The following is a 13,153-nucleotide window of genomic DNA, read 5'->3' as shown; positions in this document are numbered from 1 at the left end:
TAGTGATACTATCATTTTTATTTTAATTATACAATGGTTTTGTTATATATTTTATATTTTTGTTTATTTTGTATATCTTGTAATTTATAAAAGACACCTGCCATTTCTGACAGATGTCAATCTTAATCAATTATATATAATGGAACAGTTATGCTTCTGTCTTGGTTCATATATTATTTCCAACTCTTCCACACATTTGGCTGGTATCCCAGTGTAGACTGTTTTCCATTTCGGACTACAGGCGTTTTAATTACCTGCGGGTTCTCGAGTACTTTCGTCAGTTTATCTTCATCCGCAATATACTTGACCAACGCAAGTGTATCTTTGTCCCTGCCTTCCCAGTTGATCATATTTTCAAGCCCGCCATTTACTTGTGCAACGGATGTAAACTCACCCTTACTCATACCTTTTTCTTTCATATCGATAAACTGATACTTAATGCCACGTTCCTTGAAAAAACGTTCTGCTTTCTTAGTGTCATTGCATTTCTTTGTGCCAAAAATCTGTATGTTCATCTTATTCTCCTAATGCTACCTATTTCACAATCCCTGTGTTGCCTCTGTATTCTTCATTGAGCTCACGCAATTCTTTTTCTCCATTAATGTACGGCTCATAATAAATTCTTTTCTGTCATTTTCTATATCTGCAATCTGCTCCTCAAGACTTTTCGTTTCTTTGAGCTCAGTCTCTTTGACTTTCAATTTGTTCTGCATATCTTGACGATATTCTTCACAATAAACATATTCTGTGTCCCAATGTTCTTTAATTTGCTTGCTCAATTCTAAAATCCATTCTCTATCTTCGCCACAATAACTCTTTTTTCTGTCGCATTTACTGATTTCTTCCTTATCTATTATACCATACGCTACAAGCATTGCTTTCCACACATCTACCAATTCATAGAAAAACGGCATTTTTAGATGAGCATCCTTTTTCTTCATTTCCTCCATCATTTCATTAATCATACCATAAACATAACATCCTCGATTGATACATACAATTTGCGCAGAAATACTTCCCGCATTTTCCGTCCATTTAATGATATTCTTTATTGCCTCAAGCATCTCCTGTTTCTTATGCCTTGCCAGAATATATTCTTCATCCAGACTTTTTTGTGAATTATCAAAAAAGAAAGAAACTCTGGTTTGATCCAGACTCGTCACACCCTCCTGTGGTCTAAAACGATAATATTCTTTTCCATTCTCATCATAACGAAACATTGCTTTATCGATGAGTTCATTTTTCATCTCATCCGAGATTTCTCCCAGAAATTCTCTGTTAACACCAAAGAATTCCGCCAGCTGTTCCAATCTTTGTTCCGGAATATCTTTTCTTCCATTTTCCCAGAAACTTAATGCCTGTCTGCTTACCCCAATCATATCTGCCAACTCACTTAACGATAAATTGCAGCGTGTTCTTATATATTTCAATCCATTCATTATAGTATCCTCCAAGAATTATTATTGAAACAGTGCACCTTCAACGTGTCTTAATCTTATACTTGGTTTACAGCACTCGTCAATCTGAAACCTTATCGTTTTTTACTTCTCTGAATTATTAACAAGTGGATTTAATAATGACTGATCAGTATATTGTCCCATTTTCTCTCCAATTCCCCTTTGTTTATAAAAAAAATCATTAATGTATTCCTGCATCACCTCATCATAATCCATGTTTTGATTACATAATTTCAAATAATTTCCAAACGCCTTCAAAAAATCCAAATACTTCTTGACAAAATAAATTGTAACATCATCGCCATCTTGTTCTTCCCTGCCATTCATACATGCCAACATTTCCCAGAACATTCCCGGATATATAAGGTTTTCTCCAAATGCACTTTCAATATATTTTTGATATGCTCCGTTCCATTCCATGGCATTCAAATGTTCAGAAACCGAAATCTCGTGGTCAATTTCTAATTTATCCATAATATCCTGCGCTGTATTTTCTGTTTCAAATGGATCATCACATCCTAACTGTACAATTTTTGTTATTGTATACAGCCACAAATCTTTTACCAACTGTATGTCATGATTATTCCGGGGCTCTCTGGCTCTTCCGCAATTATCCGTTTTGGCTCTTTTAGCATGATCAGATATATAGTATAATGTTTGTATTAGGATGTATGAGGAGAATTATTTATGGCAAAGTCTAATAATACATTATGCTTAGATAAATTTTACCCGGAAAAGGATTTGATGATAACAGATATTGATCAGCAAAGTGATAAAATTATAATTCAGATGAAATCAACTTCAAGCAGCTGTAAATGTCCAAAGTGTAATCGTATAACACAAAAATATCATGGAACATATACTCGTAAAGTACAGGATTTACCTATTTTAGGCAAAAATGTTCAACTTGAAATTTGTTCACATGAGTATGCATGTTTGAATGACGAATGTGAGGTTATTTCTATTGCTGAGACTTTTGATGGATTCCTTAATAATTATAGTCGTATGACAGAAAGATGTGCTGATTTTATCTGTACATTGGCTCTTGAAACCAGTTGTGAAGGCTGTGCCCGTGTCTGCCACACATTAGGGATAAAAACTAGTGGTGATACCGTAATACGATTACTTTTAAAAAGATATGAATCTCTTCCCCAACCGGAAGTTAGTGATGTAATAGGTGTGGATGATTTTGCATATAAAAAGCGCCATACATATGGGACGATCATAGTAAATGAAAAAACGCACGAGCCTATAACATTGTTGAATGGAAGAAATGGGGATACATTGCGGGAATGGCTTAAGAATAATAAAAATGTTAAAGTGGTTACAAGAGATAGGGCAAGTGCATATGCGAAAGTAATATCAGAAGAATTACCCGATGCAATGCAAGTGGCAGACCGATTTCATTTACATCAGAACCTACTGGAAACAATAAAAAAAGCTCTGAATCAAGAAATCCCTGCAACAATAAGTATCCCACACAATGATACATTTATCGATGCAGAAGAACATTGTAAAAAAAATCGCATCTGATGTGGATAATTATGCTGCTTTTTCAGAAAAACGTTATCAAATGATCTGCCAAATGCAAAATTTTTTAAAAGAAGGCTGTAGTTACCGTGAAATTGCCAAACGTATGGGAATAGGTCGCAACACAATTGCAAAATATCGTAAAGGTGATCCAAAAGAATTAAGTATGTATGGAATTCATCAAAGCAAACTTGATCCATTTCATGATTTTATTATAGATTGTCTTAAAGAAGGATGGAGTAAAAGCAAAACTGTAAAGGCAATATACGAAAAAGGATATTCTGGATTCAAAAGCAATGCTTTTGATTATTTGTGCAAAATAGAGCAAAAAGAAAATAAATGTTTTGAGCCACAGCCATATGTCAGAACAATGACGGAGTGTTTAAAATACAAAACCGGCAGTAAGGGAAAAGATAAAGATTATATTACACGAGAAGGTGTGTTTAGGTACATGTGGATGAATACTGAGCTTTCAGATAATCATAAGGAATATATTTATGAAAAGTATCCAAATATTTGGGAACTTCAATGCTGCATAAGAGAGTTTAGAAATATTTTTAAAAATCATAATGTGCCAATGCTCTATTTATTTGTTGAAAAATATAGTAAAAATCTTCTTAAACCCTTAAGAAGTTTTGCTGAGGGATTAAAAAGAGATATAGATGCAGTTGAAAATGCTGTAGCATATGATTACAGTAATGGATTTGTGGAAGGAACTAATAGCAGATTAAAAATGATAAAACGTACAATGTATGGAAGATGTGGCAGGCAGTTGCTTGAAGCAAAGTTGAGGTACATGGGATATAACAATAATAACGGATAATTGCGGAAGAGCCACGGGCACCGGATTATTCAATCTTTGTGATCCTGATAATACTGGACTGCGTCAAGTTTAAATTGTTTGTCATGTTGCTTTGCCATATAAGAGAGAGTATGAAACTTTTTCTGTAAAATAATGTTTATAAGGTTCTTCTATGATACAATAAATATCATTAGGAGGGCCTTTTATTATGGCAAGACAAAAGAAACCTGTACATCGTGTACAAATGACAGAAGGAAAGCGAAACATTATCCATCAGCTCCTGGAAGAGTATGATATCCAGTCTGCAGAAGACATTCAGGATGCGCTCAAGGATCTTTTAGGCGGCACCATTAAGGAAATGATGGAAGCTGAAATGGATGATCATCTTGGTTACGAAAAATCCGAACGCTCAGATAATGATGATTATCGCAATGGTTATAAGCGGAAACAGGTCAACAGCCGGTATGGCTCGATGGAAATCGAAGTGCCACAGGATCGCAAATCAACGTTTGAACCACAGGTTGTGAAAAAACGTCAGAAAGATATTTCCGATATTGATCAGAAGATCATTTCCATGTATGCCAAAGGAATGACTACCCGGCAGATTTCCGAAACCATCGAAGATATTTATGGCTTTGAAACTTCTGAAAGCTTTATTTCTGATGTGACTGATAAGATCCTACCACAGATCGAAGACTGGCAGAACCGGCCACTGGACGAGGTCTATCCCATTCTCTACATTGATGCAATCCATTATTCTGTAAGGGATAATGGCGTGATCCGAAAGCTTGCTGCTTACGTGATTCTGGGAATCAACACGGAAGGAAAAAAAGAAGTTTTAACCATCAGTGTTGGCGATAACGAAAGCGCAAAATACTGGCTTTCCATTATGAATGAACTGAAAAATCGTGGTGTCAAAGATGTATTAATCATCTGTGCCGATGGTTTAACCGGAATCAAAGAAGCGATCGCAGCAGCTTTTCCAAAGACGGAATACCAGCGCTGTATTGTACACCAGGTAAGAAACACGTTGAAATATGTCCCGGATAAAGACAGAAAAGCCTTCGCTACGGATCTGAAAACCATTTATCAGGCCACAGATGAAAAGAAAGCTCTGGCAGCCTTAGAGCGTGTAACAGAAAAATGGACACCGAAATATCCGAATTCCATGAAGCGCTGGAAGGATAACTGGGACGCAATCTCGCCGATCTTTAAATTTTCAACGACGGTCAGAACGGTGATTTATACGACAAATGCTATTGAATCCCTGAATTCTACCTACCGTGCATATTGCGAAGCTAAACGGCCGGATTTGCGAAGCAAAACGGTCGCATTCCGTTTCTGAACAGCCGAATTGCTACCAGTCTGTGTAATCTAATCCTTATAATGATAGTAGCCATCTCAGGGATGGTGAATACATCATTTTAAGGAGGATAATGTATGCAGTTGGATTACAAGGACATCATTATCAAACACTACGCGCTATCAATGTCCGGTAGCGAAATAGCTCGTCAGACTGGTTTCAGCAAGTCTGGCGTTAATGACTTCTTGAGAGCATTCAAGAAGTGCGAAGATCTGAGCTATCCATTACCAGCAGGCATCACTAACTATGGTATTGCCCTGAAGGTGTATGGATCTGTACCTGGATCAGGAGGTCGAAATGAGAACATCGAGTTACCTGATTATGAAGAGGCTGCCAAGCTTATGGCTACCCGTAAAAACATGGCACTCATGTTTCTTTGGAACCGCTATAAGAAAAAGTGTGAAGAAGAAGGCACTCGTTTCTATCAATACGGCCAGTATTGTGAGCTCTACAACAAGTGGTGTGAAGAGAATTATGAGACCGCCCACTTTGATGCTGTTGTCGCGCAAAAGATGGAAGTTGACTTTGCTGGACAGACGTTCTCCATGACAGATCCTCTTACCGGTGAGATTATGACCATCGTCGTTTTTGTAGCTATCCTGCCTTATTCACAGTATATCTATGCAGAAGGAATGCTCTCAACGAAGGAGCCACAGTGGATTGATGTCAATAATCATGCATTGAATTACTTTGGTGGAGTTCCTGCATTAGTAGTCTGTGATAACTGTAAACAAGCTGTTATCGTTAATCAAGACTGGATTGAACCTGAACTAAACAAGGATTATGCTGACTGGGCTGACCACTATGGCACCGTTATTCTTCCAGCGAAGGTTCGTAAGCCGAAGTTCAAAAGTTCTGTAGAAAACGCAGTAGGCATTCTCGAGAAGGGCCTCTTCCACAAACTTGAAGAACGCCAGTATTTCTCACTGGAACAGTTTAATAAGGATCTCTGGAAGGAACTGGAGGCTCTGAATAAAGAGCCATTCAAGAAGAAAGAACACAATAGATGCTACTATTGGGAAGAAGAGAAACTTGAATTGATGCCGCTCCCCTCCATGCATTACGAGTACATGGAGAGAAAAACGGCAAAGGTGTCAAGTGACTTCCACGTACGCTTTGACAATGCTTATTATAGCGTAGATAAAGCGTTTTTGCATAAGAAAGTATCTATTAAGGCATCTTCAACTGTTGTTCGTATTTATTCTCTTGCCGGAGAGTTCCTTTGTGAATGGCCCAGAGCTACCCGCAAAGGACAGTGGTCAACCAATCCTGAACACTTGCCAGATAACTATAAAGGATTCACTCAGTGGAATGGTCCTTACTTTATCCAGAAAGCGCAGCTCATTGGCAGGAATACAGAAACTGTTATCCGGACGATCCTCAAATCCAGACCATACGAAGTACAGACCTATCGTATGTGCTTAGGTATTCTGAACTTTACAAAGAAGTATAGCAATAAGGCTCTGGAGGAGTGCTGTAAGCAAGCGATTGCTCTGAATAAGCAAAAATATACCTTTATTAAAAATACGATATCTGTTGTAGCAGATGATCTCGGAGAGGCAGGATACCGTCATTCCACACCTACAAAGAAAGAACCGGTACGAGGAGGGTATGTAATGCCACCGGAAGCTTCCAGTATCGACATTCTTTTATCACGCAGCAAGGCTCTTGCTGATCAGATACGAGAGAAGGTCGATGAATGATGCTTACAGGAACTGCACTGATAAATGAACTCGTTGATGAACTGAACGAACTTAAGCTTTCCACTATGGCAGCTACATTGGATGATCTGTATCACAAACCCGGATTTCTGGAAATGGATCGACTTACGCTTATTGCAGAACTGATTGGACCACAGTTTCAGGAAAAGGTCAGCACGACATTAAAGAATCGCTTAACAGCTGCACATCTGAAGGGCTCACCTGAAGAATTGTCAGGCTGTGTGGACTCTGACAAGCGGGAGTATCTGCCTGCTGGTATAACAGAGGTGCTTTCCTCTTTTGACTTTATTGAAAGAGGTTACAATGTCTGTATTCTCGGAGAATCAGATTCCGGAAAATCTTACCTTGCAAAAGCTATCGGCATAAAGGCCTGCAACCGATATAACGTCGGTTACTTTCACAGCGAGGAACTTCTGGAAAGCATGGTAGCTCTTAAAGAGCAAGATTACGATAAATATGCCCGCAAGATGAAGAAGTATCTCAAATGGGAACTGATCATCCTGGATGATTTCCTGCTCCACACAATCACTGACGAAAGAGAGATTAAAATCCTCTTTGAGCTTCTCGAGAAGCGGAACGAGCAGAGAAAAAGCACCATCGTATGCTCACAACGTGATCCGGATAACTGGAAAGCAATGATTCTCAACGATGAGGTATCTGCCAATTCCATCATGAAGAGAGCTACAAAACACTACACGATTAAGATTAACACACGATAAGCGGTAATCTTCTAACTAAAAAATGGGCGGCCGTTGGTTTCGGAAAATGGCCGTTCTAAAACAGAATGGCGACCGCTGGATGCCGTAAACTGCATACCGGAAACTGAATCGCCAGAGAAGCGTATTTCCAAGCGATACAGCTCTATTAAAGGCACTGTATCTTGCCACATTTGAAGCTACAAAGAAATGGACCAGTACGATCCGCAACTGGGCACAGGTGTATGGTGAACTGAGTATTATGTACGAAGGACGCCTCCCAGAGTAACGAATAAACGGGCGAATAAGACGGGCGGAAAACCGCCTGCTCTTGACATGCCATTCAACAACTGTTATATATAAAACAAGGGTGAGAAGCCTGATTTTCAGGCTTGTCACCCTTGCATATCATAGAAGAATCTTATTTACAGACTTTTTCTCACAGCCTCATATGAGATCCTCCTTCAGCATGTTTCTATTGTACCATGCTTATATATATTTGGAATTTCTCATTTTGGCTTGTACTATTTATATTCTAGCACCAGCTGCAAGCCTGTCCAGTGCATACGGATCACTAAAATGTAAATAATCCGTAGTCAAAATCCGTCCCTTGATACCTCTTCTTTCTAGTTCCTTAAGAGTTTCCGACAGCTCCACAAAACCACTTCGACTAATGAAAGCCACACTAATTGAAAATTCATCACAGTGCATCAATTGATTTTCAATATGTGTCAGAACTTTAATCCCACGTTTATGATCGTTGGTGATAAACTGCGGTCTATAGGCAAGATTAGAGTCTATTGTGCTGTTGATAAAAGCTGTTTCTAATCCATTATTAATTTCACTAATCACGTTTTTTCCAAAAGTGCTCCTCCCGTCAAATATACTTTTATCTTCTAATCTATAAATGTAAAAAAACAATCAACTCTATCTAAACTAGATCATCCCTCAATATTTTCCACCACTCTTTTACATTCCGTAACTAGCACATTTACAGATAAAATGCAAAAAACCGGACTCTTTCCAGAATCCGGTCTAATTAAGATAATCTATTGACCCTGAATTTTAATTTAAAGAAATCTCACTATTACTTTTATATTGCAATAAAAACTCACGATATTCTTTTAATTCTTCATCTTTAGGATTAATATATAAAGCATAACTTATTTTTCCAAATAAGTGTTCAATATAACCTTTTCGCTGCTCATTTGTATATGTCAAATGAGATTGCAATCCATATTTTTTTATAAAATAAATTTCCTGACGAATTTTTTTTCGTTGATCTTTTGATATTTGCAATTTTTTATTAACAATTATTCCAGTAACTTCTTGTCTCTGACCTTCTTGCCTCAGTCTTGTTTTCTTTCCATTTAAACAAAATCCATATTTTTTTAACTCATGCCTTACCAACCTAATTATTTCTAATTCATCAAACTCTCCTGAAAATGTCATATCATCTGCATAACGAGTATACCTAATCTTATTTTTTATTATATAATCCCCTATAACATTATCAAAATTTTTCATTATAATATTAGATAACAATGCACTCGTTGGTGCACCTTGCGGCAATCCTCCTTCTTTACAACATAACATTGTTATCATCATCGAAACATCTTTATTATATCCCACATTTATAAATGTTTCATACACTAAAAACGGAGAAATTTTTGAAAAAAAATCTTGAATATCTAAAGAAAGTACTTTTTTCTGAGCTCTATGAAATCTCGCATTCTCTTTCACATTTTTCCCTTTTATATATGCTTTCGCATATACACTTACCTGCATCTTACTTAATATAGTTTCTAAAATCCATTTTTGAATTTCTTTAAGATTAGGTAACGGCTCACAAATTTTTCTCAATCCTCCGCTCTTTTTGGGGATAAAAAAAGTGCGATAAAAATGATCTGCAGAATTAGAAGCTGCATAGACATATTCTGGCATATAGCCTACCAATTTACAGAAGTGCTCTTGATTATAAATAATAGGAAGTTCTTGTTCATATAAATTATGTGCATAGCTTAACCATTTATCACAGTATTTTTTATCTTTCTTTTGATTTTTCGCTTTAATTAAAAAATCTTCTCTATATTTATTCCAATCCATAAAAAACCTCGATTCTCACTATATATCATTGTATACTGTTGATGAATGAATATTCATCAACAGTATACAAGCTGAGCAATACTTTTCAGTTTGGGAAGCACTGTGACAGATTACTTGGTAATTTATTCCCATAAATTGACGAGTAATCTGTCATATGGCTAGAAAAGCAAGTTCTTCTAAGAATGACGACTCGCCATTCCCGCACCATTGTGCATAGTTCTAAGAATCGAGGAATATTAATTTTTATAATTATATCACGGCAAAAAAACATCTTCAACTCCTAATTTTTCTGTTTCATACTGTTTTAACGGTTTTATATAATACATTGTCTTTTCTGATATTTTATTGTATTCATTAAGCTTCTGACACCCACTTACACTCAATATTCGAATATCATCTTCATTCCGACAAATCAAGCCTTCTTTTTCTAATTCATTGCACCAGTTAAGAACCTGTGAATATGCATATCCCGTCTTAAACAACGGCATTATAGACCCTGTATTGTTAATTGTTTCTAATATCATCTTTTCAATCATTTTTTTCATTTTACTCTCGCTGTCTCATAACATTTTAATATTTTCTTTTCTTGGAAAAGGTGCCTTGGATTTAATTGAGTTATTTTCATACCAATATACAGGAAATGTATTATTAGGTGTCTTTATTAGAGATATCAATGCCTCCGTTTGGTTAAATCCGAAACTATATTTAGAATCCACCTTTAATATATCTTCTATCTCATGCATAATGCATTTTTTCTTTTCTACTATACCGATTGCATATTTATCAGAAATTCCTTTTTTTCTAACCACTGCTGCATACACTTTTACATTTTCTTTTTCTAAATTATTTATTGCTTCCTCTTGCGCAACCAAAGAAAGTACATCAACTTTTTCTACATCCACATGATTCTTTTTAATATATTCAATACATTCCAAAGCAGTTTCACCTGATCCAATATAATCATCAATCAAAACAAGCCGTCCCAATGGAACTTCTTTGTCAACTATATCACGAACCAATGCTTCTGGTGTTGAACACAATCTTATTTGTTCATCTGCAAACATACCAAAACTTCTCAACTCCAAAGAGCCACATAAATATAACATCGCTGTACTGCTTTTTTGTTTTTTGAAGTCCGCTTCTATCAATATTGGACATATACAAAATCGTTCTTCGCTATTAAGTTGAATTTTATTATTTTTTAAGTATTCTTTCCATACCTCAATCAAAAGAGCTTCGTAATCTTTTAATGTTATTTTCAGATAATCTTCTGTTAATTCTAATATTAAATCCCTTTGTTCATCGTTATCCAGCATTGCCAGTCTATCACAAAAACAATCAAATACTGATCGTTCCGTTTCGCAATACTCCACCTTCCATTTTTTCTTTTCAAACAGCTCATATGCTTTAGTAGCGTACTTTTCAGATAGACTTTCTTTTTTCCTGAGCATATCTTCTAGTTCCTGTTATGTATTTTTGTCTAATACTATTACTTACCAATTAATGTTTCTTAAATTATAGCATCAATCTATATCCTATACCACTCTTTTTCACTACATTATCCAATATATAAAAAAGCGGCTACAAAATCTTTTCTTTTTTATAGCTTATTATATTTCTCTTTCTTCCCTTTTGCCTTACTCACAGAATATTTCTCATTATTAATCTTAATTTTCTCCTGTACAATTTCATCGATATCCAGCCCACAGGCATCTGCCATGAGCACGCAATAATTTAAAACATCTGCAAGTTCTTCTTTGATTTTTTCCTGTTTTCCCTCATTGGAAACATCCGTGCCACTCCACTGGAATACTTCAAGAAGTTCTGCCGCCTCCAGGGAAATGGAAATCGCCAGATCTTTGGGATTGTGGAATTGTTTCCAGTCACGGTCATCTCGAAATTTTAAAATCTGTTTTATTGTTTCTCCTGTCACTATTCTTACTCCTGTTTTATCTCTTTAATAATCCATTTTCCGAAACGTTTACCACCTTCTCTGACAAGTACGCCTTTTCCCTGTAATCTTGGTAAAATTCTTTTTATTGTTCCCAGAGAAATACCTGTTTTTTCATGAAGCATTTTCTGTTTAACAAACGGGTCTTCTTCAATTAGACGAAGGATTTGTATTTCCTCTTTTGTTAATTCCTTTTTAGTCTCAATTATTGCTTCCTTAGTCGCATTTTTGACTCCTATAGTTGCAATTTCGCCATCCTTAGTCGCAGTTTTTTCTTCTTTAGTCGCAATTTTGACTTCATTATCCTGACCAAAGTCGTATGAATACGCTTCATCCAGCGGAACAACTATCCTGAACACATCTCCTTCTGCAAACTCTGGTTCTTTTCCTGAATAAAACTTGCTATATTTAAACAGATTTCGTACACCTGAACCAAGCTGATCTGCATAACCAATATTTCTGAAAAATGCTGCAATAATAGGATTCTTTGGATTTGGTTCCAGATTGTTCACAGTAATAATGCCTTCGCGTGAAGCACGATTCGCATTCTCAACATACATACGATTCTTTTCAATTACAAACTTTGCCGTATAGCTGCTTGTAAATTCACGATGCATCAAAGTATTGCTTACCATTTCTCTTACGATTGTATTTCTTAGGCTCTTATTCACTGTATCTTCTAAGAAAAATTTATCCGGCAAATTTTTCCGCCCAAATTCAATGAGCAGTTTATAGCTCTCAATTAAATTTGTTTTTACAACTTCACGGTCATCATATCGATCTACATTAACTTTACGTACCAATGCATCTGTCACGTATGCCGGTGCTACATTTAAAATTACATCATCTTTTCCCAAAAGCATGATTGCCGCAAGATTATATCCCTCTTCTCCTGTAGCAATATCACGACCATATAATCCTGCGCTTTTTAATAATTCTTCATCGCTCATTGCCGTCCAGGGATGTTGTCCACCTGCATGATTCTGCGCCATAACTCGAATTTGTGGTAATAAATCTAAACGTAAATCTTCCATTCTGGCATATGGATATATTTTCTTCTCTGTAAAAATATTCTGTTTACGAATATACATCTGTGCAATCGTCCCAGTAGCAGTTACTTTGACATCAGCATCATCTATACGGTCATAAATCACTTTTTTGTAACTGTGTACTTCTGCACTTGGTGGGATATGAACATGAATAATCGTACGTTTATTATCATATTTTATAATCTCTGGTACCAGATATATTGTCGGTGAAAATACTGTTGGATTGCTTACTGTCTTTATAAAGTTTTTCACCATATCTGCTGCCGCCTTTTCCGACACTCCAACTACTGTTCCATCATCCAGCACACCAAGAAAAACATCTCCACCAAACCGATTCAGGAAAGAACACACAGTTTCATAGGTATCTGATTCGATTCCATTGCCGCAACGTTTAAACTCTACTGCTACGGTTTCTCCTATTGTAAAAATGGTTTGTAGTTTATTTAAGTCCATTGTCGTCTCTCCTTCAAATAACAATT

At 36.3% G+C, this 13,153-nt stretch carries 14 protein-coding genes and 1 pseudogene; 6 read left to right on the top strand and 9 right to left on the bottom strand.

Going from position 1 to position 13,153, the window contains the following annotated elements:
* Positions 1 to 173: 173 nt before the first annotated feature.
* The 3 genes from BQ7344_RS14800 to BQ7344_RS14790 all read right to left on the bottom strand — a co-directional run bounded on the left by BQ7344_RS14800 (position 174) and on the right by BQ7344_RS14790 (position 1,931).
* Positions 174 to 515, bottom strand: coding sequence for an arsenate reductase family protein (locus BQ7344_RS14800; RefSeq protein ID WP_072523163.1), 342 nt, complete (start codon positions 513 to 515; stop codon positions 174 to 176).
* A gap of 24 nt (positions 516 to 539) precedes the next feature.
* On the bottom strand, positions 540 to 1,439 hold the full coding sequence (locus BQ7344_RS14795) for a helix-turn-helix domain-containing protein (protein WP_072523162.1): 900 nt from the start codon (positions 1,437 to 1,439) through the stop codon (positions 540 to 542).
* 102 nt (positions 1,440 to 1,541) lie between these two features.
* A complete protein-coding gene (locus tag BQ7344_RS14790; protein ID WP_143143573.1) occupies positions 1,542 to 1,931 on the bottom strand; it encodes a hypothetical protein in 390 nt (129 codons plus the stop codon).
* Between the two features lie 213 nt (positions 1,932 to 2,144).
* Between BQ7344_RS14790 and BQ7344_RS14785 the strand changes: the two genes are divergently transcribed.
* From BQ7344_RS14785 to BQ7344_RS16875, 6 genes and pseudogenes are all read left to right on the top strand, one after another.
* Positions 2,145 to 2,990 carry an ISL3 family transposase gene (locus BQ7344_RS14785; RefSeq protein ID WP_072523160.1) on the top strand — a complete coding sequence of 282 codons (846 nt, stop codon included), beginning with the start codon at positions 2,145 to 2,147 and terminating at the stop codon, positions 2,988 to 2,990.
* Positions 2,956 to 3,810 (top strand): transposase, encoded by an 855-nt coding sequence (locus BQ7344_RS14780; protein ID WP_072523159.1) that lies wholly within the window; start codon positions 2,956 to 2,958, stop codon positions 3,808 to 3,810. Before BQ7344_RS14785 ends, BQ7344_RS14780 begins: the two co-directional genes overlap by 35 nt.
* 187 nt (positions 3,811 to 3,997) lie before the next feature.
* Positions 3,998 to 5,134, top strand: coding sequence for an IS256 family transposase (locus BQ7344_RS14775; protein WP_072523158.1), 1,137 nt, complete (start codon positions 3,998 to 4,000; stop codon positions 5,132 to 5,134).
* 95 nt (positions 5,135 to 5,229) lie between these two features.
* Positions 5,230 to 6,855, top strand: a complete 1,626-nt coding sequence (gene istA, locus BQ7344_RS14770) for an IS21 family transposase (RefSeq protein ID WP_143143572.1) — start codon at positions 5,230 to 5,232, stop codon at positions 6,853 to 6,855.
* Complete coding sequence (locus BQ7344_RS14765; protein WP_235816130.1) at positions 6,852 to 7,592, top strand: ATP-binding protein; 741 nt, start codon at positions 6,852 to 6,854, stop codon at positions 7,590 to 7,592. Before istA ends, BQ7344_RS14765 begins: the two co-directional genes overlap by 4 nt.
* A gap of 88 nt (positions 7,593 to 7,680) precedes the next feature.
* A pseudogene (locus BQ7344_RS16875) lies at positions 7,681 to 7,857 on the top strand (IS256 family transposase); the annotation flags it as partial.
* 239 nt (positions 7,858 to 8,096) lie between these two features.
* Here the strand turns inward: BQ7344_RS16875 and BQ7344_RS14755 are convergent.
* The 6 genes from BQ7344_RS14755 to BQ7344_RS14730 form a co-directional block, all read right to left on the bottom strand.
* Positions 8,097 to 8,420, bottom strand: coding sequence for a phospholipase D-like domain-containing protein (locus tag BQ7344_RS14755; RefSeq protein ID WP_072523157.1), 324 nt, complete (start codon positions 8,418 to 8,420; stop codon positions 8,097 to 8,099).
* Positions 8,421 to 8,633: 213 nt separating this feature from the next.
* Entirely contained in the window at positions 8,634 to 9,674 is a 1,041-nt protein-coding gene (locus tag BQ7344_RS14750; RefSeq protein ID WP_072523156.1) for a reverse transcriptase domain-containing protein, read from the bottom strand.
* 254 nt (positions 9,675 to 9,928) lie between these two features.
* Positions 9,929 to 10,219 (bottom strand): hypothetical protein, encoded by a 291-nt coding sequence (locus BQ7344_RS14745; RefSeq protein WP_072523155.1) that lies wholly within the window; start codon positions 10,217 to 10,219, stop codon positions 9,929 to 9,931.
* A gap of 15 nt (positions 10,220 to 10,234) precedes the next feature.
* Positions 10,235 to 11,125 (bottom strand): phosphoribosyltransferase, encoded by an 891-nt coding sequence (locus tag BQ7344_RS14740; RefSeq protein WP_072523154.1) that lies wholly within the window; start codon positions 11,123 to 11,125, stop codon positions 10,235 to 10,237.
* A 149-nt stretch (positions 11,126 to 11,274) separates the two neighbouring features.
* Positions 11,275 to 11,607 carry a nucleotide pyrophosphohydrolase gene (locus BQ7344_RS14735; RefSeq protein ID WP_072523153.1) on the bottom strand — a complete coding sequence of 111 codons (333 nt, stop codon included), beginning with the start codon at positions 11,605 to 11,607 and terminating at the stop codon, positions 11,275 to 11,277.
* A gap of 5 nt (positions 11,608 to 11,612) precedes the next feature.
* The gene (locus tag BQ7344_RS14730; RefSeq protein ID WP_072523152.1) at positions 11,613 to 13,127 is read right to left on the bottom strand and encodes an RNA-binding domain-containing protein; all 1,515 of its coding nucleotides are present in this window, start codon (positions 13,125 to 13,127) and stop codon (positions 11,613 to 11,615) included.
* Positions 13,128 to 13,153 lie beyond the last annotated feature (26 nt).

The sequence above is a fragment of the Blautia sp. Marseille-P3087 genome (genome assembly GCF_900120195.1).
Lineage (GTDB): Bacteria > Bacillota > Clostridia > Lachnospirales > Lachnospiraceae > Blautia_A.
The sequence above is the reverse complement of the archived record's forward strand: the minus strand, read 5'-3'. Positions and strand labels throughout refer to the sequence as shown.